The organism is Streptomyces sp. NPDC021115, assembly GCF_044333065.1.
Taxonomy (GTDB): Bacteria; Actinomycetota; Actinomycetes; order Streptomycetales; family Streptomycetaceae; genus Streptomyces.
In genome coordinates this window covers 101,070-121,867 of sequence record NZ_JBIRQF010000022.1, presented here as the reverse complement: position 1 = coordinate 121,867, position 20,798 = coordinate 101,070, and the positions used below count along the sequence as shown (strand labels likewise).

The 20,798-nt window shown below is 71.0% G+C and carries 22 protein-coding genes and 1 tRNA gene; 11 read left to right on the top strand and 12 right to left on the bottom strand.

From position 1 onward, the window contains the following. Positions 1-268 precede the first annotated feature (268 nt). Both ACH4TL_RS39680 and ACH4TL_RS39675 read right to left on the bottom strand, forming a co-directional pair. Positions 269-343 (bottom strand) — tRNA-Cys (locus ACH4TL_RS39680). A 105-nt stretch (positions 344-448) separates the two neighbouring features. Further along, entirely contained in the window at positions 449-1,333 is an 885-nt protein-coding gene (locus ACH4TL_RS39675; RefSeq protein WP_398328180.1) for an alpha/beta fold hydrolase, read from the bottom strand. 157 nt (positions 1,334-1,490) lie between these two features. Between ACH4TL_RS39675 and ACH4TL_RS39670 the strand changes: the two genes are divergently transcribed. The 6 genes from ACH4TL_RS39670 (at position 1,491) to ACH4TL_RS39645 (ending at position 7,937) form a co-directional block, all read left to right on the top strand. After that, complete coding sequence (locus ACH4TL_RS39670) at positions 1,491-2,396, top strand: LysR family transcriptional regulator (protein WP_398328183.1); 906 nt, start codon at positions 1,491-1,493, stop codon at positions 2,394-2,396. Positions 2,397-2,512: 116 nt separating this feature from the next. Then, a complete protein-coding gene (locus tag ACH4TL_RS39665) occupies positions 2,513-3,073 on the top strand; it encodes a cysteine dioxygenase (RefSeq protein ID WP_398328186.1) in 561 nt (186 codons plus the stop codon). A gap of 34 nt (positions 3,074-3,107) precedes the next feature. Continuing rightward, the gene (locus tag ACH4TL_RS39660; RefSeq protein ID WP_398328189.1) at positions 3,108-4,199 is read left to right on the top strand and encodes a YeiH family protein; all 1,092 of its coding nucleotides are present in this window, start codon (positions 3,108-3,110) and stop codon (positions 4,197-4,199) included. A gap of 142 nt (positions 4,200-4,341) precedes the next feature. Beyond that, entirely contained in the window at positions 4,342-6,138 is a 1,797-nt protein-coding gene (locus ACH4TL_RS39655; protein WP_398328192.1) for a DEAD/DEAH box helicase, read from the top strand. Between the two features lie 255 nt (positions 6,139-6,393). Further along, the gene (locus ACH4TL_RS39650; protein ID WP_361487424.1) at positions 6,394-7,035 is read left to right on the top strand and encodes a helix-turn-helix domain-containing protein; all 642 of its coding nucleotides are present in this window, start codon (positions 6,394-6,396) and stop codon (positions 7,033-7,035) included. Positions 7,036-7,136: 101 nt separating this feature from the next. Further along, positions 7,137-7,937, top strand: a complete 801-nt coding sequence (locus tag ACH4TL_RS39645) for a S16 family serine protease (protein ID WP_398328196.1) — start codon at positions 7,137-7,139, stop codon at positions 7,935-7,937. A gap of 31 nt (positions 7,938-7,968) precedes the next feature. Here ACH4TL_RS39645 and ACH4TL_RS39640 read toward each other — a convergent pair whose 3' ends face one another. Genes ACH4TL_RS39640 through ACH4TL_RS39630 form a run of 3 tightly spaced genes read right to left on the bottom strand, consistent with a single transcriptional unit; the run spans position 7,969 to position 9,782 of the window. Beyond that, the gene (locus tag ACH4TL_RS39640) at positions 7,969-9,117 is read right to left on the bottom strand and encodes a methyltransferase domain-containing protein (protein ID WP_398328199.1); all 1,149 of its coding nucleotides are present in this window, start codon (positions 9,115-9,117) and stop codon (positions 7,969-7,971) included. 27 nt (positions 9,118-9,144) lie between these two features. Next, entirely contained in the window at positions 9,145-9,549 is a 405-nt protein-coding gene (locus ACH4TL_RS39635) for a hypothetical protein (RefSeq protein WP_398328202.1), read from the bottom strand. Continuing rightward, positions 9,546-9,782 carry a hypothetical protein gene (locus tag ACH4TL_RS39630; RefSeq protein WP_358633160.1) on the bottom strand — a complete coding sequence of 79 codons (237 nt, stop codon included), beginning with the start codon at positions 9,780-9,782 and terminating at the stop codon, positions 9,546-9,548. Before ACH4TL_RS39630 ends, ACH4TL_RS39635 begins: the two co-directional genes overlap by 4 nt. 114 nt (positions 9,783-9,896) lie before the next feature. Here ACH4TL_RS39630 and ACH4TL_RS39625 point away from each other — a divergent pair, with 114 nt between their 5' ends. Then, on the top strand, positions 9,897-10,724 hold the full coding sequence (locus ACH4TL_RS39625; protein WP_398328205.1) for a helix-turn-helix domain-containing protein: 828 nt from the start codon (positions 9,897-9,899) through the stop codon (positions 10,722-10,724). After that, positions 10,721-10,930, top strand: a complete 210-nt coding sequence (locus ACH4TL_RS39620) for a DUF397 domain-containing protein (protein WP_398328208.1) — start codon at positions 10,721-10,723, stop codon at positions 10,928-10,930. The genes ACH4TL_RS39625 and ACH4TL_RS39620 overlap by 4 nt, the downstream gene beginning before the upstream one ends. 51 nt (positions 10,931-10,981) lie before the next feature. On the opposite strand, the gene ACH4TL_RS39615 is transcribed toward ACH4TL_RS39620, so the two are convergent. From ACH4TL_RS39615 to ACH4TL_RS39600, 4 genes are all read right to left on the bottom strand, one after another. Then, positions 10,982-12,934, bottom strand: coding sequence for a right-handed parallel beta-helix repeat-containing protein (locus tag ACH4TL_RS39615; protein ID WP_398328211.1), 1,953 nt, complete (start codon positions 12,932-12,934; stop codon positions 10,982-10,984). 169 nt (positions 12,935-13,103) lie between these two features. After that, complete coding sequence (locus tag ACH4TL_RS39610; protein ID WP_398328214.1) at positions 13,104-13,283, bottom strand: hypothetical protein; 180 nt, start codon at positions 13,281-13,283, stop codon at positions 13,104-13,106. Positions 13,284-13,306: 23 nt separating this feature from the next. After that, entirely contained in the window at positions 13,307-13,903 is a 597-nt protein-coding gene (locus tag ACH4TL_RS39605; RefSeq protein ID WP_398328217.1) for an ArsR/SmtB family transcription factor, read from the bottom strand. A 70-nt stretch (positions 13,904-13,973) separates the two neighbouring features. Next, positions 13,974-14,441: an Lrp/AsnC family transcriptional regulator gene (locus ACH4TL_RS39600; RefSeq protein ID WP_398328536.1), complete on the bottom strand. Its 468-nt coding sequence runs from the start codon at positions 14,439-14,441 to the stop codon at positions 13,974-13,976. A gap of 146 nt (positions 14,442-14,587) precedes the next feature. Here ACH4TL_RS39600 and hppD point away from each other — a divergent pair, with 146 nt between their 5' ends. Continuing rightward, positions 14,588-15,733 (top strand): 4-hydroxyphenylpyruvate dioxygenase, encoded by a 1,146-nt coding sequence (hppD, locus tag ACH4TL_RS39595; RefSeq protein WP_398328220.1) that lies wholly within the window; start codon positions 14,588-14,590, stop codon positions 15,731-15,733. Between the two features lie 35 nt (positions 15,734-15,768). On the opposite strand, the gene ACH4TL_RS39590 is transcribed toward hppD, so the two are convergent. The 3 genes from ACH4TL_RS39590 to ACH4TL_RS39580 form a co-directional block, all read right to left on the bottom strand. Beyond that, positions 15,769-16,995 carry a mannosyltransferase family protein gene (locus ACH4TL_RS39590; RefSeq protein WP_398328223.1) on the bottom strand — a complete coding sequence of 409 codons (1,227 nt, stop codon included), beginning with the start codon at positions 16,993-16,995 and terminating at the stop codon, positions 15,769-15,771. A gap of 76 nt (positions 16,996-17,071) precedes the next feature. Beyond that, positions 17,072-17,491 (bottom strand): hypothetical protein, encoded by a 420-nt coding sequence (locus tag ACH4TL_RS39585; protein ID WP_398328225.1) that lies wholly within the window; start codon positions 17,489-17,491, stop codon positions 17,072-17,074. Further along, positions 17,481-17,984, bottom strand: a complete 504-nt coding sequence (locus ACH4TL_RS39580) for a SigE family RNA polymerase sigma factor (protein ID WP_398328228.1) — start codon at positions 17,982-17,984, stop codon at positions 17,481-17,483. The genes ACH4TL_RS39585 and ACH4TL_RS39580 overlap by 11 nt, the downstream gene beginning before the upstream one ends. A gap of 218 nt (positions 17,985-18,202) precedes the next feature. Here ACH4TL_RS39580 and ACH4TL_RS39575 point away from each other — a divergent pair, with 218 nt between their 5' ends. Together ACH4TL_RS39575 and ACH4TL_RS39570 are read left to right on the top strand one after the other, a co-directional pair. Further along, a complete protein-coding gene (locus tag ACH4TL_RS39575; protein ID WP_398328230.1) occupies positions 18,203-19,258 on the top strand; it encodes a teichoic acid biosynthesis protein C in 1,056 nt (351 codons plus the stop codon). Positions 19,259-19,323: 65 nt separating this feature from the next. Further along, on the top strand, positions 19,324-20,691 hold the full coding sequence (locus ACH4TL_RS39570; RefSeq protein WP_398328233.1) for an FAD-binding oxidoreductase: 1,368 nt from the start codon (positions 19,324-19,326) through the stop codon (positions 20,689-20,691). Positions 20,692-20,798 lie beyond the last annotated feature (107 nt).

Below are 20,798 nucleotides of genomic sequence, written 5' to 3'. Positions count from 1 at the left end.
TCAGTCACGGCGGGTTCTCCGCCATAGGACTGCAGGCACCACGGTGACTCTATGCGCCGAAAACGCGCTCACTGGGGGGAGTCGGAGACCATTCAGTGGGGAGAATGTGAAAAAGGTCAGGTGACCACTTGTGTGAACGCTGTTCGCGAATCTGAGCATGCGCCTCGTAAGGCCCCTGTGTCCAGAGGGTTTCCGGCAGTTCACCAGGAGGAATATCGGGCAACATGGATGAACGGCCCGTAAGAAGACGCGAGCGCACGGGGCGCTGTGGAGGCCGTGGCGGGATTCGAACCCACGTAACTCGCTTTGCAGGCGAGCCCCTGAACCACTCGGGCACACGGCCAATGTCGTGCTCGTACTGACGACCATACGGAGCGGTTCAGGGGGCATCAACGGTTCGGCGGGCGCTGCCATATGACTGACATACGCCGTTCACAGTCGCCGGTCGTCAGGGGCGGCCTGGGGCGTGGGGGTGCTCCAGGAAGTCCTCCACCACCGGGCGGAACAGCTCCGGTTCGTCCACCCAGGGGTAGTGCCCCACGCCGTGCAGCGGCCGGGCGCGGCCGGCCGGGAACGACTCCGCGACCAGCTCACCGGCCCGCACTCCGGTCACCGCGTCCAGGTCGCCGGTGATCACCAGCACCGGGCACGGCACCTCGCGCAGCCGCGCCAGCACCGCGCGGCGGCCCGCCTCGTCGACGCCCTGCCAGAACCCGGCGCGCGGCACCGGGCCCAGCTGCTCGCCCTCGCTCGCCGCGTGCGCCTGCTGCGGTTCCTCCCAGCGGCCGTACGCCATCGGGGCGGCCCGCAGCAGCAGCTCCCGCACCTCGGCGAGGTCGGTGGTGTCCGGCAGCATCTGGATCGCCACGTACGCCTCCTGCCACCACGGCTCGTCGGCGCGCGACTCGAAGATCTCCCGGGCGTCCTCGGGCAGTTCGCCCTGCATGCGCGCGCCCGGGCAGACGAGGATCAGCTGGGTGAGGCGTTCCGGGTGGGCCGCCGCGTACGCCTGCGCCGTGGCCGCAGCCGCGTCGTGGGCGAGCAGCGCGAAGCGGGTGAGCCCGAGGTGGTGGCGCAGCGCCTCCAGGTCCTCGGCAAGACCCGGGAACGCGTACTGGCTCGGGTCGGCGGCGGGCGGGGAGTCCCCGGTGCCGCGGCTGTCGGGGATGACCAGGGTGCGCTGGGCGTCGAGGCCGCCGAGGTCGCCCAGGTACGCGGCGTTCCGTCCCGGCCCGCCCGCGAGGCAGATGAGCGGCGGCCGCGCGGACCCGTCGCGGGCCTCCAGGACGCGGTAGGCCAGCTCCGTTTGGTCGTACGACGTGTAGTGCGGCATGGGGCCAGCCTGCCTGATCAGAGGCGCGTCGGCGATGTGACCGCGGATATCGCGTGCGGCGGGTGGGCCGGGTGGGTCCTGATGACTCAAAAGCGTCGGGAGGGGTGATGTTCCATTCCCCCAAAACGCGCTTATGTTTTCCGACTATGATGCCCGTGTGTTCGATTCCCGGCACATCAAGACGTTCCACGAGGTGGTGCGCGCCGGTTCCTACTCGGCCGCCGCCCGGGTGCTCGGCTATACGCAGCCCGCCATAACGCAGCAGATGAAGGCGCTCGAACGCGCCGTCGGCAGCCCGCTGTTCATCCGCGTCGGCCGTGGCATGCGGCTCACCGAGGCGGGCGAGACGCTCGCCCGGCACGCCGACACCATCCTCTCCTCCATCTCCACCGCCCAGGCGCAGATGAACGCCATCACCCGGCTGCGCGCCGGGCGGGTGCGGGTGTGCGCCTTCCCCAGCGCCAACGCCACCCTCATCCCCGAGACCATGGCCCGCCTCGCCGCCGCCCACCCCGGGGTGCGGGTCGACCTGCTGGAGGGCGAGCCGCCGGACTCGCTCGACCGCGTCGTACGCGGCGAATGCGACATCACCCTCGCCTTCACCTATCCCGGGCTGCGCGAGGAGACGCCCCCCGAGCTGGTCGAGATCCCGCTGATGGAGGACCAGCTGACCGTGCTGCTGCCGTCCGGGCATCCGCTGGCCAGGCGGCGCGCCGTCAAGCTCGCCGAGCTGAGCGAGGAGCGGTGGATCGCGGGCTGTCTGCGCTGCCGCGCCAACTTCCTGCACGAATGCGCCGAGCAGGGGTTCGCGCCGGACATCGCCTTCACCACCGACGACAACCTGGTGGTGCAGAGCATGGTCGCCTCCGGGCTCGGCGTCGCGATGATGCCGGGCCTTGTGCTGTCCTTCCTGTGCCACCAGAGGGTCACCGGGCGCGCCCTCGACCCGGCGTCGCGGCGCCATGTGTCCGCGTACGTCCTGCGGGAGCACCTGGAGATCCCGGCGACGGCGCGGGTGCTGGAGGAGCTGAAGACGGTGGCGGGGAACCGGGTGGGCTGCTGACGGCGGGGTGCCTCCCCGTGACGGGCGATGCGACGGGCCATATATAAGCGCACGTTGACCCCCGCCCAACAATCTGTCGTTGGACGTGATGGACGGTCCGTCCGCACGCTGCCGATATGACCACCGCGTATCCGTCCTCTCGTGTCACGGCCCCCATCGGCGCCTTCGTCGACGGCGTCCGCGAGGCCGTCGGACGCGGCCTGCCGCCCGATGTGACCGCCTATCTGGTGGGCGAACGCCTCGCCCCCTACCTCGGCGCGCCCGATCTGCTCACCCCCGCCCAGCGCGAGGGCGACCCCGACGGCTACCGGCAGCACGTGCTGCACGCCGAGCCCGACGGCAGCTTCTCCGTCGTCGCCCTCGTGTGGCTGCCCGGTCAGCGCACCGGCGTCCACGACCATGTGTCCTGGTGCGTCACCGGCGTCCACGAGGGCGAGGAGCACGAGCGCCGCTACCGCCTCGTGCCCGACGGCACGGCCTCCCGGCTGGTCGCCGTGGAGGACGTGATCAACCCACGGGGCGCGGTCTGCGGCTTCGCGCCACCCGGAGATATCCACAGGGTGTGGAACGCCTGCGGCACGAAGGCGATCTCGATCCATGTCTACGGCGCGGACATCGTGCGGCTGGGCAGCAGCGTACGGCGGGTGTACGAGGCCCCCGCGGTGGACGACCTGTGACCGGGCCGGGGCGCCGCGCCGCGGAGGTGACGGCATGGCGGTGATCAGCGCGTGGGTGGCGCCGAGCGGGACGACGGTTTCTCCCCGGCGCCGGATTCCGGCCACCGCGTACGGGCTCGGGCTGGCCGCCTGCGGCGTCGTGGCCGCGTGGGCGGTGCACCGGGCGGTGCCCGCCGTACCCCTGCTCACCGCCGCCGTCGTGCTCGGCATCGGCGCCGCGCATCTGCCCGGCGCCCGGGGGCTCGTACGCGGCCGCTGCCGAGCCGGGCTCTCCCTCGCCGGGAAGAGGCTGATGCGGCTCGGCATCGTGCTGCTCGGCCTGAAGCTCAGCCTGGACGATGTCCTCGGCCTCGGCTGGGCCACCGTCGGCATGGTGTTCTGCGTGGTCGCCGCCACCTTCGGCGGCACCTGGTGGCTGGGGCGCCGGATGGGGCTGCGCGGCGACCAGCCGCTGCTGATCGCGACCGGCTACTCGATCTGCGGCGCGTCCGCGATCGGCGCGGTCAGCGAGGTGTCCGACAGCGACGAACGGGACGTGGCCACCTCCGTCGCGCTGGTCACGCTGTGCGGCACGCTCGCCATCGCCGTCCTGCCCCTGCTCCAGCAGCCCCTGGGCCTCGGCGACGCGCAGTTCGGCCGCTGGGTGGGCGCGAGCGTGCACGACGTGGGCCAGGTCGTGGCGGCCGCGCAGACCGCGGGGCCCGCCGCGCTGAAGGAAGCGGTGCTGGTCAAGCTGATGCGGGTGGCGCTGCTGGCCCCGCTCGTCGCCGCGCTCGCCGTCTCCGTACGCGCCCGCGCCACGGCCCGGCGCACCGCCACCGAGGCGGACCCGGAGGCCGAGCCCCAGCCCACCCCCGCGACCCGGCGGCCCCCGCTGGTGCCGCTCTTCGTGGCCGGATTCCTCTGCATGGTCGCGCTGCGCAGCACCGGCCTGCCGTCCGCCGCCGCGCTGGACGCCGCCGCCACCGGCCAGGAACTCCTCCTCGCCGCCGCCCTCTTCGGCCTCGGCAGCGCGGTCCACCTCCCCTCCCTCGCCCGCACCGGCGCCCGGGTCGCGGCGCTGGGCCTGTGCGCCTGGGGAGTGATCGCGGGGGTCTCGTACGCGGGTGTGCTGCTCACGACCTGACGGCGCGCGTGGCTCAGCGGTGAGATGTGAGCCTGATCCCACCCGTGGGTGGGATCGGGACGTACCCCCGGAGCATGAAGCGCGGCACCGGTAGGCTGACGCGGTTCCCGATCGACCCCGCCGAGCCAGCCTGACGGAGACCGTGAGTACTACTGCCGCCTCCACCAGCCATCACCTCTCGCCCGCCTTTCCCGGCCGGGCGCCCTGGGGTACCGCGAGCAAGCTGCGCGCCTGGCAGCAGGGCGCGTTGGACAAGTACATCGAGGAGCAGCCGCGGGACTTCCTCGCTGTGGCGACTCCCGGCGCCGGGAAGACGACGTTCGCGCTGACGCTCGCCTCGTGGCTGATGCATCACCACGTGGTCCAGCAGATCACCGTGGTCGCGCCCACCGAGCATCTGAAGAAGCAGTGGGCCGAGGCCGCGGCCCGTATCGGCATCAAGCTGGACCCGGAGTACAGCGCGGGGCCGCTGAGCCGGGAGTACCACGGCATCGCCATCACCTACGCGGGCGTCGGCGTACGGCCCATGCTGCACCGCAACCGGATCGAGCAGCGCAAGACGCTCGTCATCCTCGACGAGATCCACCACGCCGGTGACTCCCGCTCGTGGGGCGAGGCGTGCCTGGAGGCGTTCGAGCCCGCGACCCGGCGGCTCGCGCTCACCGGTACGCCCTTCCGGTCCGACACCAACCCCATCCCCTTCGTCACCTACGAAGAGGGCAACGACGGCATCCGCCGCTCCTCCGCCGACTACACCTACGGCTACGGCAACGCCCTGAACGACGGCGTCGTGCGGCCGGTCATCTTCCTCTCGTACAGCGGCAACATGCGCTGGCGCACCAAGGCGGGCGACGAGATCGCGGCGCGGCTCGGCGAGCCGATGACCAAGGACGCGGTCTCCCAGGCGTGGCGCACCGCGCTCGACCCGCGCGGCGACTGGATGCCGAACGTGCTGCGCGCCGCCGACAACCGGCTGTCCGAGGTCCGCAAGGCCATCCCGGACGCGGGCGCCCTCGTCATCGCCTCCGACCAGGACTCGGCGCGCGCGTACGCCAAGCTGCTCCGCGAGATCACCGGGACCAAGGCCACCCTGGTGCTGTCCGACGAGGACGCCGCCTCGCAGCGCATCGAGGACTTCAGCCACTCCGACGACCGCTGGATGGTCGCGGTCCGCATGGTGTCGGAGGGCGTGGACGTGCCGCGCCTCGCGGTCGGGGTGTACGCGACGACGATCTCCACGCCGCTGTTCTTCGCCCAGGCCGTGGGCCGCTTCGTACGGTCGCGGCGGCGCGGCGAGACCGCGTCCGTCTTCCTGCCCACCATCCCGATGCTGCTCGGCTTCGCCAACGAGATGGAGGTCGAGCGCGACCACGTGCTCGACAAGCCGAAGAAGGAGGGCGAGGAGGAGAACCCGTACGCGGAGGAGGAGAAGCTCCTCGAAGAGGCCGAGAAGCAGCAGGACGAGGACACCGGCGACCAGGACCAGCTGCCGTTCGAGGCGCTGGAGTCGGACGCGGTCTTCGACCGGGTGCTCTACGACGGCGCCGAGTTCGGCATGCAGGCGCATCCGGGCAGCGACGAGGAGCAGGACTACCTCGGCATCCCCGGGCTCCTCGAACCCGACCAGGTGCAGATGCTGCTCCAGAAGCGGCAGGCCAAGCAGATCGCGCACAGCCGCAAGAAGCCGGACGCGGAGGCGGATCTGCTGGAGATGCCCGCCGAGCGCCGTCCTGTGGTCACCCACAAGGAGCTGCTGGAGCTGCGGAAGGAGCTGAACACGCTGGTGGGGGCGTACGTCCACCAGAGCGGCAAACCGCACGGCGTGATCCACACCGAGCTGCGCCGGGTCTGCGGCGGCCCGCCGAGCGCGGAGGCGACGGCGGGGCAGATCCGCGAGCGCATCAAGAAGGTGCGGGAGTGGGCCACCCGGATGCGGTGACGCGGTGATGCGGTGACGCGGTGACGCGGGATGTGCTGACGCACATCGCGGCAGCGCATGCCGTGTTGTGTGCGGTGAGCGAGGGATCTGCTCGGATTCTGGACAACTACTTCCGCTGAGCGGACCCGCTCGCTACGGTTCGTGCACGCACACGCCCCGTGGCAGCGTCGCCGCGGAGTGCAGCCGGTGCGTACCACCGCGACCGGCGGAGCAACCTTCGCGGGAGCCGCCACTCATCACCGAGGAGGGGGCGTCGTGACCGCGGAGACCTCACAGACGCTCGACCGGGGACTGCGTGTCCTGAAACTGCTCGCCGACACCGACCACGGGCTGACCGTGACCGAGCTGTCCACCAAGCTCGGCGTCAACCGGACCGTCGTCTACCGGCTGCTGGCCACCCTCGAACAGCACTCCCTGGTGCGCCGGGACATCGGCGGGCGGGCCCGGGTCGGGCTCGGGGTGCTCCAGCTCGGCCGCCAGGTGCATCCGCTGGTACGGGAGGCGGCGCTGCCCGCGCTGCGTTCCCTGGCCGAGGACATCGGCGCGACCGCCCATCTCACCCTGGTCGACGGCACCGAGGCGCTGGCCGTCGCGGTCGTCGAGCCGACCTGGACCGACTACCACGTCGCCTACCGGCCCGGTTTCCGGCATCCGCTGGACCGGGGCGCCGCGGGCCGGGCGATCCTCGCCGCCCGCGCTGGCCGCCCCGACGACCCGGGGTACGCGCTCACCCACGGTGAGCTGGAGGCGGGCGCGAGCGGCGCGGCCGCCCCGCTGGTCGGGGTGACCGGGATAGAGGGCAGCGTGGGCGTGGTGATGCTGTGCGACGCGGTGCCGGAGCGGGTCGGCCCGCGGGTGGTGGACGCGGCGCGCGAGGTCGCGGACGCCCTGCGGTGACGGTCAGCCCTGGGGCGGCGCGGTGACGGTCGGCTCACCATCGGCCGGGGTTGACCAGGGCGGCGCGTCATCGGCCGCGCCGGTCAACTAAATTCGCTTCTATGCCTGCCGTCTCCCTCCGCGCTCTGTCCCCCCGCGCCCGCATCCTCACCGTGTGCGCCGCGCTCGTGGTCGCGCTGCTCGCGGTCGCCGCGCTCGCGCCCCTGCCGTTCACCGTGGCCCAGCCGGGTACCACCGTGAACGTGCTCGGTGCGGACGGCGGCAAGCAGGTGATCACCATCTCGGGGAGCGACACCCGTAAGACCAAGGGCCAGCTGCGGATGACGACGATCGCGGCGACCGGACCGGAGGCCACGGTCCGGCTCGCGGACGTGGTCAGCGGCTGGTTCCGCACCGATCGCGCCGTGCTGCCGCGCGAGGCGGTGTACGTGGGCGACACGACGAAGGAGATCGAGCGGCACAACGCCGACCAGATGCGGAAGTCGCAGAACACGGCCACCAGCGCCGCCCTCGGCTACCTGAACAAGTCGCCCGGCGACATCAAGGTGAAGCTGCGCCTCGCGGACGTGGGCGGCCCCAGCGCGGGGCTGCTGTTCTCCCTCGGCATCGTCGACAAGCTGGACGGCGACGGCCGCGGCGGCGACCTCACCGGCGGCCGCACGATCGCGGGCACCGGCACGATCGACGCCCGTGGCAAGGTCGGCGCGGTGGGCGGCGTCCCGCTCAAGACCCAGGCCGCCAAGCGGGACGGCGCGACGGTATTCCTGGTCCCCAAGGCCGAGTGCGGGGACGCCGGGGCCGAGCAGCCGAAGGGGCTGCGGCTGGTGCCCGTCACCACCCTCGACGGCGCGGTGACGGCCCTGCGCAACCTCCAGTCGGGCGGCGCGGTCCCGCACTGCTGAAGCCCGTGAACGGTGCCGCTTCGGGAATCCGTCACGCGCCCATCGACGCGCGCCACTGCCCGCGGAACAGATGGCACACCCCGTCCGGGGTGATCCGGACATGTGCGCCGAGCAGCGGCAGCCCGCCGTCGGCGTTGAGCCGGTCCCGGACGCGCTCCAGGGCGTCCCAGAGGCGCCGCGGGCCGCTCTGGTGGACGGCCGGGCGGCCGGTGCCCTCGGCGGAGGCGCGGGCCCAGGACCCGTCGGGGTGCACCAGGTACGCCGTTCTCGTCCGCCCGTCGGTCCCGTAGTCGGGTGCGACGCCCGGTGTGGTCACCTCCAGCGCGGACCGCACCTCCCAGGCGTTCGTCACGTCCACCACCGGATAGCGCCCGGTGCCGATCGCCTCGCCGTCCGTCTCGCGGGCGAGGGCGAACAGCTCGGCGAGGACAGGCGGGTGGCCGGTGCCGGTGCCGGACCGGGTGGGCATGAAGCTCGCCATGTCCCGCTGCACGTGCCCCACCACGTCCCCGTTGCGGTGCTTCCACCCGGTGACGATCAGGGACGTACGGGCGAGGGTCGTCGCGATCCGCCCGCCGGGCGCGAGCGCGCCGACCACCGCCCGCAGCCCCGGACCGGGGGTGAGCGCGACCGTGGACACGATGCGGTCGTACGAGCCGGGCACGCTCTGCGTGGCGTCGGCCACGAGCATCGTCGGGTGGTGGCCCATGGCCGCGAGCCGTTCCGCCGCCGCGCTGACGACGTACGGGTCCACGTCCAGGCTCGTCACCCGCCGGTCCCCGAGCCGCAGACAGGCGTACGCGGTGAGCCCGCCCGCCCCGGTGCCCAGGTCCAGCAGGGACAGCCCGTCGCCGAGCCGACCGTGCCGCAGCATCCGTACGATGAGGCCGGGCGGGTCGGCGGACGACGTCGGCTGCCCTTCGGGCCGCTCCCCGGGTTCGGCGTGGTCCGCGTGGAGCGCGCCGACTCTCGTGACCAGAGAACGGTCGGCGTACGCGACGTCCGCCCACACCTCCGGGTTGTCCGGGCCGTCGCGGAGCACCCACGCTCCCGCCTCGTCGCGGTCCCACCACCGGGGAACCAGTTCGTGCCGGGGCACCCGCGCCACGGGAGCGAGCCATCGGGAGTCCGGGTCGGCCACCTCGTCGGCGAGCCGTTCCGCGAATCGCACCCAGTCCATGGTGTTCGGCCTTTCTGCCATTGCCGGTTATTCGGGGGATACGGGCGCCCGGAGCGGCCATGCGGAGAGCGTGTACCGGCAGCCGATGTCGGGGACGGTGACCGACAGCGGCTCACCGCCCTCGATCCGCGCCCGCGCGGCGCGCTGTGCGCCGGGCTCCTTGATTTCCTCGGCCCACACGCGGAGTTCGGCGGGACAGTCGGGGACGGGGACGGACACGAGCCGCATCGTCCCGTGCACCCACGTGGAGCGCGCCGGATCGGGATCGAGCCGCTCCGCGATGTGCAGCGCCGCGACGCGGAGCCACCGCAGGGCGAAGTCGGAGGATTCGGTCCGGCAGGTCCCGAGGACGTGCGGCACCTCGCGACCGGTGCCGCACACCAGCCCCACGGCGAGCGCCTGGCACCAGTAGTCCCCGGGCGCCGCCGTCACAACAGCTCACCCCGGCTCCGCGCGTTCCGGCGGGCGTTCTCGGCGCGCAGGCGCTGTTCGGGGTTGGCGGGCCGGGTGTCCCCGGGAACGACGGTCCACTCCGTCCCGCCCGTCACGGGCCGCAGGTACCACAGCCCGAACCACTCGCCCCGGAACTCACCGACCCGGTCCTGTAAGACGTCCACCAAGAGCGTGCCGAGGGCGGGGACGGATGGGGGTTCCTGCCGTTTCACGACCACGTCCACTCCTCTCTGTAGCGATTTCGCTACCAGGGGGAGTCAGCGTGGCCTAGAGTCAGAACGTCCTTCAACGTGTCAGGACAGGACGAAAGGTCGGTGTCGGCCCCTTTGAACATCAAGGAGTTGCACCCGGACAGCTCTCCGCAAGCTGCCTTTGGGGCGCGTCTGCGCAAATTACGTGCTGAGCGCGGCTGGACGCAGGACGAGTTGGGTGACCGGATGGGGTATTCGAGTACGCACATATCGTCGGTGGAAACTGGTCGTAAAATGCCAACCTTGCGTCTCGCGCGGCGCGCGGACCAGGCGCTGGGGAGCGGCGACACGTTCGAACGCGAGTGGCGCGAGATCCGGCACGGTGCACTGCTGGAAGGCTTCCCCGAGTACATCGAGTATGAGAGCTACGCGGCGGAAGTCCGGCTGTACGAAGTCGGCGTGATGCCCGGTCTGCTCCAGACGCCGGAGTATGCGGCGGTCTTGACAGAGAGCACTTTGAGGCGGGGGGCGATCACGCCCGAGCAAGCAGATGAGCGGAACGCGCTCGTGACTGAGCGTCAAACCGCATTAGTCCGGACGCCTCCACCACTGATCTTTGTGGTGCTGGACGAAAGCTGCATCCGTCGGCCAGTTGGCGAGCCTTCCGTGATGGACGCCCAGTTGGAACGACTGATCGATTTCGCCGAACTGCCGCACACCGTGTTCCAGATCGCCCCGTTCGCCATGGGGGCTCGGCGACCGCTCACCTTGCCTATCACCGTGCTCACGCTGCCGGATCGCTCGCTCATGTCGTACGCCGAATCCGCTCAACGGGGGCATCTGGAGCGGGAAAGTACTTCCGTAGTGCCCATACTGGCGGCATACCATCAGCTACAGGCAGAAGCGCTCTCCCAGGCGGAGTCTGTGGCCATGATCAGCCAGTTGCGAAAGGGCACCCCGTGACGACCGAATCCCTCCGTTGGTTCACGTCTTCGTACAGTGAGAACGGCGGCCAGTGTGTCGAGGTTGCCGCCAACCTTGCCGCTTCGCGCGGTGTGGTTCCCGTCCGTGACTCGAAGAACCCGGGCGGTCCGGTGCTGGCGTTTCCGGCCGGGGCGTTCTCGTCGTTCGTGGCGAGCGTCAAGGCCGGAGACCTCGGCACCGTCTGAGCACGCGGCACGCGCTCGGCCGGGGCCGTTCCCCGGCCGAGCGCGTGGATGTCAGACCGGTTGCCAGTCGAGGATCGACTTGTACGACGACTCGATACCGGCCGCCGCGATGAGGGACGGCGGGACCTGGTCCGGGTCGGTGATGTTGTGGTTCTTCTGGATCAGGACGCCCTTGTTGTCGTAGTCGGCCGGGCCGTTCGGCCAGTAGTTGCCCTCGATGTCCGTCGGGTCGTACGTCCCGTCGTTCGCGGTGTAGTTCCCGTGCTTGCTGCCCCACGGTGTGACGTTCACGTTCCACACCGCGTTGCCGAGGATGGACACATACGTGGCGCCGTTGTCGGTGTACAGGACGTGGCCGCCCGAGGTGTTGAGCTGGTCGTGGACGACGTTTCCGGTGACGTGCTCGCCGGTCGCCATCGACGTGCCGGTGATGCCGTTGGTGTAGACGGCGCCGCCGTCGTCGAGCAGGGACATGTGCTGGTAGATCAGGTTGTTCGAGATGGTGTTGTTGTTGGAGTAGTTCGGCTGCGCGGGGAGTTTCACCTTGTCGGGCCAGCCGCCCCAGCCGATGGAGATCGCCGTGTAGGGCACGTGGTCGATCTGGTTGTGGGTGATGGTCGACGTCTCGATGTACCCGGCGTCGATCGCGACCCCGCCGTGGTACTCGGCGGCGATGTCGTAGAAGTGGCTGTCCTTCACGGTGATGCCGCTGGTGCGCTGCGCCGTGCTGCTGGGCTGGGGGATGTCGACGCCGCCGAGGTCGAGACCGTTGCCGGAGACGTCGGTGAACACGCACGCGGTGACGGTGGCGTTCTGCGAGCCGTTGCCCAGGTCCAGCCCGGCCGCGCCGAGGTGGACGAAGTAGTCGTGATCGAAGTGGATGTTCCGGGCGTAGGTGAAGCGCACCGCCGCGGGCATCTTCGTCCAGCTGCCGTACGGGCAGGTGCCGCCCGCCACGAAGTCGCACAGCCCCTGGGTGGCGTAACCCTTCGCCCCCGTGACCTGGTACGTGGCCTGGATCTCGGAGAAGCCGGTGCCGGTGTTGGTGGTCGTGTAGTTGGCGTAGCTGAACTGGATGCCCTGGAAGCCGATACGGCTCGGCACGTCGGACGCCTTGCCCGAACTCGCCATCAGGGTGTCCAGCGACGGGGCCTCGACATCGGCCGTGGTCAGGTCCTCGCCGGAGCGCGGGAGGTAGTAGAACCGGTGCTCGGACTTGTCCAGGTAGAACTCACCGGCCTTGTCCAGCAGTTCGTACGCGTTCTCCACGGCCGTGGGCGCCTCCGTGATCGACTTGCGGCCGACCAGGTTGACGGTGCGGCCGGAGTCGTCGGTGCGCATGACCCGCTGGGTGGAGTTGTTCCAGCAGGGCTGGGCCATGGTGATGGTGGAACTGGCGACGGAGGCGACCGGGCAGCGCGGCTCGGTCCACGCCCCGAGGCCGCCCCGGTAGACGAACTCGATCGCCGACGGATTGCGCCATCCGGCCATGGGGTCGCCGGACGCCGTCGTGTATCCCGTCGCCGTCTGGGTGACCTTGACGGGGAGCGCACCGGTCGCCCGCTGGGCCCGTGCGCCGTTGACGTACAGCTGCCGGGTGTCCAGGTCGGCCGGGGCCGGGGCGGACCAGACCTTGCCGCCGCCGCTCTGGGTCCATCCGGTGATCCGGACGCCACCGCTGATGACCGGAGACTGGCCGGACGCCGCCTTCCACCAGACGGTTCCGGCCGAGCCGCCGCCGGAATCGGCGGCGGTGAAGGTCAGCGTCTTGGCGAGCCGGTAGACACCGCCCGCCAAGGTCACGGTGACCGGGCCGGAGGTCGACTTGTCGACGGCCCGGACCGCGGTCTGCGCCTTGGTGAGCGAACGGAACGGTTCGGCGGCGCTGGTGCCCGCGTTGCTGTCGCTGCCGGTGGGCGAGACGAAGTACGTGACGGCGGCCGCCGCGCGCGCCGGTCCCGCCAGCCCTCCGACGGGCAGGAGCACGCATACGAGGGCTGCCATCACCCACCAAGGTCGGATGACTAATCGCCTCGATCTTGGACCTTCCATGAGGTACGCCCCTTGCTGTGTGGGAAACATGCACGGAAAGTAGGGGTGAGCGCGTGAAGGGGCAACAGCCGTGAAAGCAAATAGGTCGGATCAATGAGGGCGTGGTGGCTCTATAGACCCGCTAGTCGAACCGCGGCAGCCTGGGCACACGCGGCGTCGCCAGCCGCAGCCCGACCTCCACGAGCCGCCAGCCGAGCCGGGTCCGCAGCAGATACGTGTGCTGCGGTCTGTGCGGGGCCTCCCGCCGCAGCTGCTCGGCGCGCAGGCGGTGCAGTAAGTGGTGGACATGGTCGTCGTACATTCGCTCTCCCCTCAGGGATCGGGTCAGTCCTCGTCGCGCGGGAAGCCGTGCAGATGGACGCGGTACCGGGCGGAGTGCGCGGTGTCCTGATCCACCTCCTGCTCGCGATAGCTGTTGATCACTTCGTGCACTTTGTCGAGCATTTCCCGCGCGAGTTCGGGCGTGAGGCGCAGGGTGAAGTCGCTGATGTCCCAGCCGCGGCGCCACCCCCCGGGCCATTCGTGCAGGGTGCCGAGCCAGGTGGACAGCTGCTGGCCGTGGGTGGTCGCCACCTCGTGCATCATGGTGTTCATCGCGCCGCGCACGGACGGGTCGGGGTGGTGCAGCAGCTCGTCGGTGCCCCACCGCATGCGGGGGTGCGCCGCCTTCCACCACCGCTCGCGCCCCTTGCCGCGCTCCGGGTCGTCCGTGACGAAGCCGTAGGCGGCCAGCTGCCGCAGGTGGTAGCTGGTGGCGCCGCTGGACTCGCCCAGCCGGTCGGCCAGTTGGGAGGCGGTGGCGGGCCCGTACTCGCGCAGCGCGCCGAGCAGCCGCATCCGCAGGGGGTGGGCGAGCCCGCGCAGGGAGCGGGGGTCGAGCACCCGTACGTCGTCGTCCACGTCGTCGTCGCTCTGGGACATGCGGAGCAGCGTAAGGGTGCAAAGATTCCTTTGCAACGGGTTTTTTGCACGTAACCTGGCGTCGGACCGGTCAGTCCTGGGCCGCCTGCTGCACCAGGGGGATGATCCGCAGGGGGACCGGGTTCTCCATCACGATCGCCGTCGAGGCCCGGACGATGCCCTCGATGCCCACGACGCGGTCGATCACCCGCTGGAGGTCGGCGTTCGAGCGGGCGACCAGGCGGCAGAGCATGTCGCCCTCGCCGGTCGTGGTGTGCAGCTCCAGCACCTCGGGGACGCCCGCCAGATGGGTCCGTACGTCCTGCCCCTGGCCCTGTTTGATCTCCAGCGTCGCGAAGGCGGTGACCGGGTAGCCCAGGGCCGCCGGGTCCACGTCCGGGCCGAAGCCGCGGATCACGCCCTGGGCGCGCAGCCTGTCCAGCCGCGCCTGTGCCGTACCCCGGGCGACGCCGAGGCGGCGGGATGCCTCCAGGACGCCGATGCGCGGCTCATGGGCGAGCAGTTCGATCAGGCGGGCGTCGAGCGCGTCGATTCCCATGGGGCCTCCGGGGTGGTCTGTGACGGTGGCTGTGATGGTGGTCACTCTGCACAGAATGCTGCCCATTTCCCAGTCATCGCTATGCACTCTGTGCAGCGATTTCGCCAACTGTTGCGCACCCTGAGCCGCGGGGAGACGCTGCCCATATGACTGAGATCCTGAACCCCACCCCGACCACCGCGCGGCAGGCAGACCCCTTCCCGGTGAAGGGTATGGACGCGGTCGTCTTCGCCGTCGGCAACGCCAAGCAGGCCGCCCACTTCTACGCGACCGCCTTCGGCATGAAACTCGTCGCCTACTCCGGACCGGAGAACGGCAGCCGGGAGACCGCCAGTTATGTCCTCGTCTCGGGCAGCGCCCGCTTCGTGTTCACCTCCGTCATCAAGCCGTCGGGCCCCTGGGGGCGGTTCCTCGCGGACCACGTGGCCGAGCACGGCGACGGCGTGATCGACCTCGCCGTCGAGGTCCCGGACGCGCGGGCCGCGTACGCGTACGCGGTCGAGCACGGCGCCACCGGGATCGAGGAGCCGCACGACGTCAAGGACGAGCACGGGACGGTGGTGCTCGCCTCGATCCGCACCTACGGCGACACCCGCCACACGTTCGTGGAGCGCTCCGGCTACGACGGCCCGTATCTGCCCGGCTATGTCGCCGCCACCCCGATCGTCGCGGCGCCCGAGAAAAGGTTCTTCCAGGCCATCGACCACTGCGTCGGCAATGTCGAGCTGGGTCACATGGACGAGTGGGTGGCCTTCTACAACCGGGTCATGGGCTTCACCAACATGAAGGAGTTCGTCGGCGACGACATCGCCACCGAGTACTCCGCCCTGATGTCGAAGGTCGTCGCGGACGGCACCCGGAAGGTCAAGTTCCCCCTGAACGAGCCCGCGGTGGGGAAGAAGAAGTCGCAGATCGACGAGTACCTGGAGTTCTACGGCGGCCCGGGCGTCCAGCACATCGCCCTCGCCACGAACGACATCGTCGCGACGGTCCGCGCGATGCGCGCCGCGGGCGTCCAGTTCCTGGACACGCCCGACTCGTACTACGACACGCTGGGGGACTGGGTCGGGGACACCCGGGTCCCGATCGAGACCCTGCGGGAGCTGAAGATCCTCGCCGACCGGGACGAGGACGGATACCTGTTGCAGATCTTCACCAAGCCGGTGCAGGACCGGCCGACGGTCTTCTTCGAGATGATCGAGCGGCACGGCTCGATGGGCTTCGGCAAGGGGAACTTCAAGGCGCTGTTCCAGGCGATCGAGCGCGAGCAGGCCAAGCGCGGCAACCTCTGATCATCTCTGCCGGGGCCTTCCGGGCCCCGGCGGGTTCAGCCCGCCCACCGTCCCGACAGGAACGCGACGGTGAAGACGGTGCTCACGGGCGCGACGAGGCAGTAGTAGGCGGTCCTGACCCGCGGCCTGCGCAGGCTCCAGCCCGCCACGCCGATCCACAGGGGCCACCACAGCAGGGTGGAGCGGGGGATGGACATGAACCAGTACGAGGTCCCCAGCGCCCACAGGGTGATGCCGATGTAGACGGCCTCGGCCCAGCGGCGCCGCCACAGCAGCACCCCGAGGACGACGAGCCCGAGAACCATGGCCAGCAGTTCGGCCTGGAACATGACGGCGTACCCGGATGTCTGCGTCTCGTCGAACGCCGCGGTCCAGGTGTGGGACCAGCCCTCCCAGGGGGTGTGGAAGGTGCGGAACCAGCCGCGCTCCTGGGCGTGCTTCCAGGCCATCCAGTCGCCGGTGTGCGCGTGCAGATACCAGGTGAATAAGGCGGCGGGCAGCGCGGGCAGCGCCAGCCAGGGCAGCGACCGCCAGTGCCCCCGCGACCGGGCCGCGGTGAGGAGGAAGTGGACGGCGATGGCGGCGGCGACGAAGAGGCCGCTGATCCGCACGGTGGTGGCCAGGGCGGTCAGCACGGCGGCCGCGGCCCAGCGGTGCCGCTGGGCGGCGAGCCAGCCGGGCAGGGCGAATGCGAGGAAGAGCGCCTCGGTGTAGCCGACGGCCAGGAAGATCGCGCACGGCGAGAGCAGGAAGAACAGCACGGTGCGCCGGTCGCCGTCCGGTCCCGGCAGATGCAGCCGGGCGATCCGGGCCAGCGCCAGGACGCCGACGGCCCCGGCGACGAAGGAGATCAGCAGTCCGGCGGCGGTCCAGTTCGGGACGACGGTGTGCAGGGCGCGCAGCAGCATCGGGTAGCCGGGGAAGAACGCCTCGCGGCTGTCCCACTTCTTGTCCCAGGGGCCGCTCTCGCCGGGGAAGTAGCCGTCGCGCGCTATGTGGAGGTAGTGCCCCCAGTCCCAGCGCTCGAACGGTTCGAGGAGGGCGGAGGGCTGGTGGGTGTCGCCGTTCCCGGGGAACAGCCAGCGGACGCAGTAGGCGGTGATCCAGAGGGATATTCGGGTCAGCAGATACAGCCACAGCACCTCGCGGTCGCCCGGGGCCAGCCGGGCGAGTCGCATGAGCCGCATCCGGGGCGAGGGCCGCTCGCGTGGCGCGGAGGACCACGTCGGGCTGTGGCGTGGCTCGGGCGGTGCGACTGTCATACCGGAATCTTTCGCGTCGTCGTGTACGGAGCCGCCCGGCGACAGCCGACGGGTCCCGAGGGGAGGAATCAGGAGGTCAGGGGGTGCTGTCTCCTGGGGGAGACGTCGCCGTGGGCGGGTACGTCACGCCGTGGGACGCATCTCTCGTGGAGCCCCCCGCCGACGGCGGCGGGGTGGCCACCCCGGACGACGGCTTGTCGGTCGACGGCCCGCCCGACGGCCCTCCCGACGACGAGTTGACGGGCGCCGGATGCCCGGTCGAGGGGTTGGTCGCCGGGGTGGCGGGCGACGGCGTACCCGGCAGGAGGGTCGCGGCGGCCGCGCCGCAGCCCGCGATGGCCAGGCAGGCTCCCGCCGCCAGCGCGGCGACGCGGCGCCGGTGCGCCCGCCTGCCGCGCTCGGCGATACGCGCGACGGGCGCCGCGGCGGCCCTGGCCTGCCCGGCGTCACCGGCCTGCCGGAACAGCGTCCGCAAGGGGTCCTGGCTATCGGACATCGGTGGCCTCCTCGATGTGCGGGTCCTGGAGGCGGTGGGCGAGCGCGGTGCGGCCGCGGACCAGGTGCGTCTTGACGGTGCTGGTGGACAGGCCGGTCTCCCCGGCGATCTGCTCGACGGTGAGGTCGCACAGGTAGTGCAGGGTGAGCGTGCGCCGCTGCTGGGGCGGCAGTTCGCGCAGCGCGTCGACCAGCACCACCTGGTCCGGACCCGGGCCCTCGACATGCGGCGGTGGCGAGCCGCCGCGGTTCCAGGCGTCCGCCGTGCGCCGCCGGAACCGCCACCGGCTCACCGCCAGCCGCCAGGCGACCGTACGGATCCACGCCTCGGGCTGACCGCCGCGGTCGAGCTGCCGCCGTCGGCTCCACCCCTTGACGAACGCCTCCTGCACGACGTCCTGAGCCTCGTGCAGATCGCCGAGCATCACGTACAGCTGCCCCGTGAGACGGGCGACCGCCTGGGCGTAGAACTCTTCGAACTCCTCGACGGTCACCTGTCACTCCCGGATGCGTGTCTTCGCCGGGTATACGCCCGCCGTCCGGCATCCGGTCTACCCCAACCCCGGAGAAAGAGAGTGATACAGCACACAATGCGCCGCGCATGCCAGAAAAAAGGAACACCAGCTCGGTTCGAGAAGCGCACCGTCTACACTCACGGCGTTCCTATGTCCACACCAACACGGTGTGTTCCCTTGGGAGTTGTTGAATTCACATGCAGACGGACAAGTACGCCGCGGGCCGGTTGACGAGACGTAGGTTCGCCCTGGCCGGTGGCGCGGTCGCCGCGGGCGCGCTCGGGGCGTTCGCGGTACGGCCCGCCGAGGCAACCGCCGCCGAGGCCGCTGAGGCTGCCGAGGCATCCGCCGGCGGCCGGTTCGACCTCTCGGTGCCCTCCACGCAGCTCATCCGCGAGAAGGCACCGCACAACAACACCGTGCTCCAGTCCTTCGCGTTCGACGACGTCAACGGGCACCTCTACACGATCCAGCTGATGCAGGGCGGCATCCGGCTCGGCGACGAATCCGCCCCCGTCTCCGGCGCCGACCGGGCCGCGCGCGGCGACATGTGCCTCACCCGGCTCTCCCTCACCGGCAGCGAGCTGGGCTACATGTACGTCAGGGGCTTCGGCCACGGCGTCGCGATCGGCTGCGAGCCCGTCGGCGCCACCGCCTACCTGTGGACCGAGTCGGACGCCAACCCCGAGTCCGGCTACGGGCGCGCCATCAGCCGCTTCCCCTTCAAGAGCGGCACCGTCCTCGACAGCGGCGCGTCCGGCCTGGCCACCCACCGCCCGGTGGCCGGTTCGACCAGCAACCAGCCCGCCGTCGACATGCTCAACAAGCGGCTGCTGCTGCGCTACCGCCAGGGCGGCGAGGCCCGCTACCGGCTGATGAGCCTGGCGGGGGTCACCGCGGGCGACTACACGCCGGTGTACGACGACATACCCCAGGCGGGGATCGAGGACGGCGAGGTCTTCCAGGGCTTCACGGTGCTCGGCGACTACGTGTACCAGCTCACCGGAACCGCGTACTCCGACGAGAACGGCCCCAACCCGCCCTCCGGCCACGGCAACGCCTACGTCTCCTGCGTCGATCTGCGCACCGGCGAGCTGGTCCAGCGCTCCCGCACCGAGGCCGGGTACTCGCTCGACTACCGCGAGCCCGAGGGCATGGCCGTCCAGCTCACCAGCCCGCGCAGGCTGTGCATGGGCTTCGCCTCCAACCTGACCGCCCCCCGCCAACTGAGCGTCTACTACAAGCCACAGTGAACGCGTCCTAACCCGGTCGCCGCGCCGATCTTCCCTGGCGCCCTGCCGAGTGCGAGCCTGGACGTATGACCGACCTCATCGAGTCGCTGCGGGAGGGCCTCCCCGAGGAGGCGGTGCTGACCGACCCCGATGTCACGGCGGCGTACGCACACGACATGGCGAGCTTCTGCGACGCGGGCGCGCCCGCCGCGGTCGTCCTCCCCCGCACCGTCGAACAGGTGCAGCACGTATGCCGTACGGCCACGGCGCTGCGCGTGCCCGTCGTCCCGCAGGGCGCGCGCACCGGCCTGTCGGGCGCGGCCAACGCGTCCGAGGGCTGCATCGTGCTGTCCCTGGTGAAGATGGACCGCATCCTGGAGATCAACCCGGTCGACCGGATCGCGGTCGTCGAACCGGGCGTGGTGAACGCGGCGCTGTCGCGCGCGGTGCTGGAGAAGGGGCTGTACTACCCGCCGGACCCCAGCAGCTGGGAGCAGTGCACCATCGGCGGCAACATCGGCACGGCGTCGGGCGGGCTGTGCTGCGTGAAGTACGGCGTGACCGCCGAGTACGTCCTCGGCCTGGACGTCGTCCTCGCCGACGGCCGACTGCTGTCCACCGGACGCCGCACCGCCAAGGGGGTCGCGGGCTACGACCTGACCCGCCTCTTCGTCGGCTCCGAGGGGAGCCTCGGCATCGTCGTACGGGCCGTCCTCGCGCTCAAGCCCGCCCCGCCCGAACAGCTCGTCCTGGCCGCCGAGTTCCCCTCCACCGCCGCCGCGTGCGACGCGATCTGCCGCATCATGGAGCGCGGCCACGTGCCGTCGCTGCTGGAGCTGATGGACCGTACGAGCGTGCGCGCCGTCAACGCCCTGGGCGACATGGGGCTGCCCGAGTCCACCGAGGCCCTGCTGATGGCCGCGTTCGACACCCCGGACCCGGCCTCCGACCTGGCCGCCGTGGGTGAGCTGTGCACGGCCGCCGGGGCGACCGAGGTGGTCCCGGCGGACGACGCGGCCGAGTCCGACCTGCTGCTCCAGGCCCGCCGCATGACGCTGACCGCGCTGGAGGCGGTCAAGGGCGTCACGATGATCGACGACGTGTGCGTGCCGCGCTCCCGCCTCGCCGAGATGATCGACGGTACGGCGGCGATCGCCGAGAAGTACGACCTCACGATCGGCGTCGTGGCCCACGCCGGGGACGGCAACACCCATCCGACGGTCTGCTTCGACCCCGCGGACCCGGACGAGTCGCGGCGGGCGCGCGAGTCGTTCGACGAGATCATGGCGCTCGGCCTCGCCCTGGGCGGCACGATCACGGGGGAGCACGGGGTGGGTGTGCTGAAGCGGGAGTGGCTCGCGCGCGAGCTGGGACCGGTGGGGGTGGAGTTGCAGCAGGGCATCAAGCAGGTCTTCGATCCGCTGGGGCTGCTCAACCCGGGCAAGCTGTTCTGATCCTGGTCTCCGGCACCGGCTTCCCGCATTGGCCGCCAAAAAGTTGCGAGGCGGTGCCACAGTAGATACGGGCTTCCGGCCCGTCTGATAGACCTTGACAGCGCGCT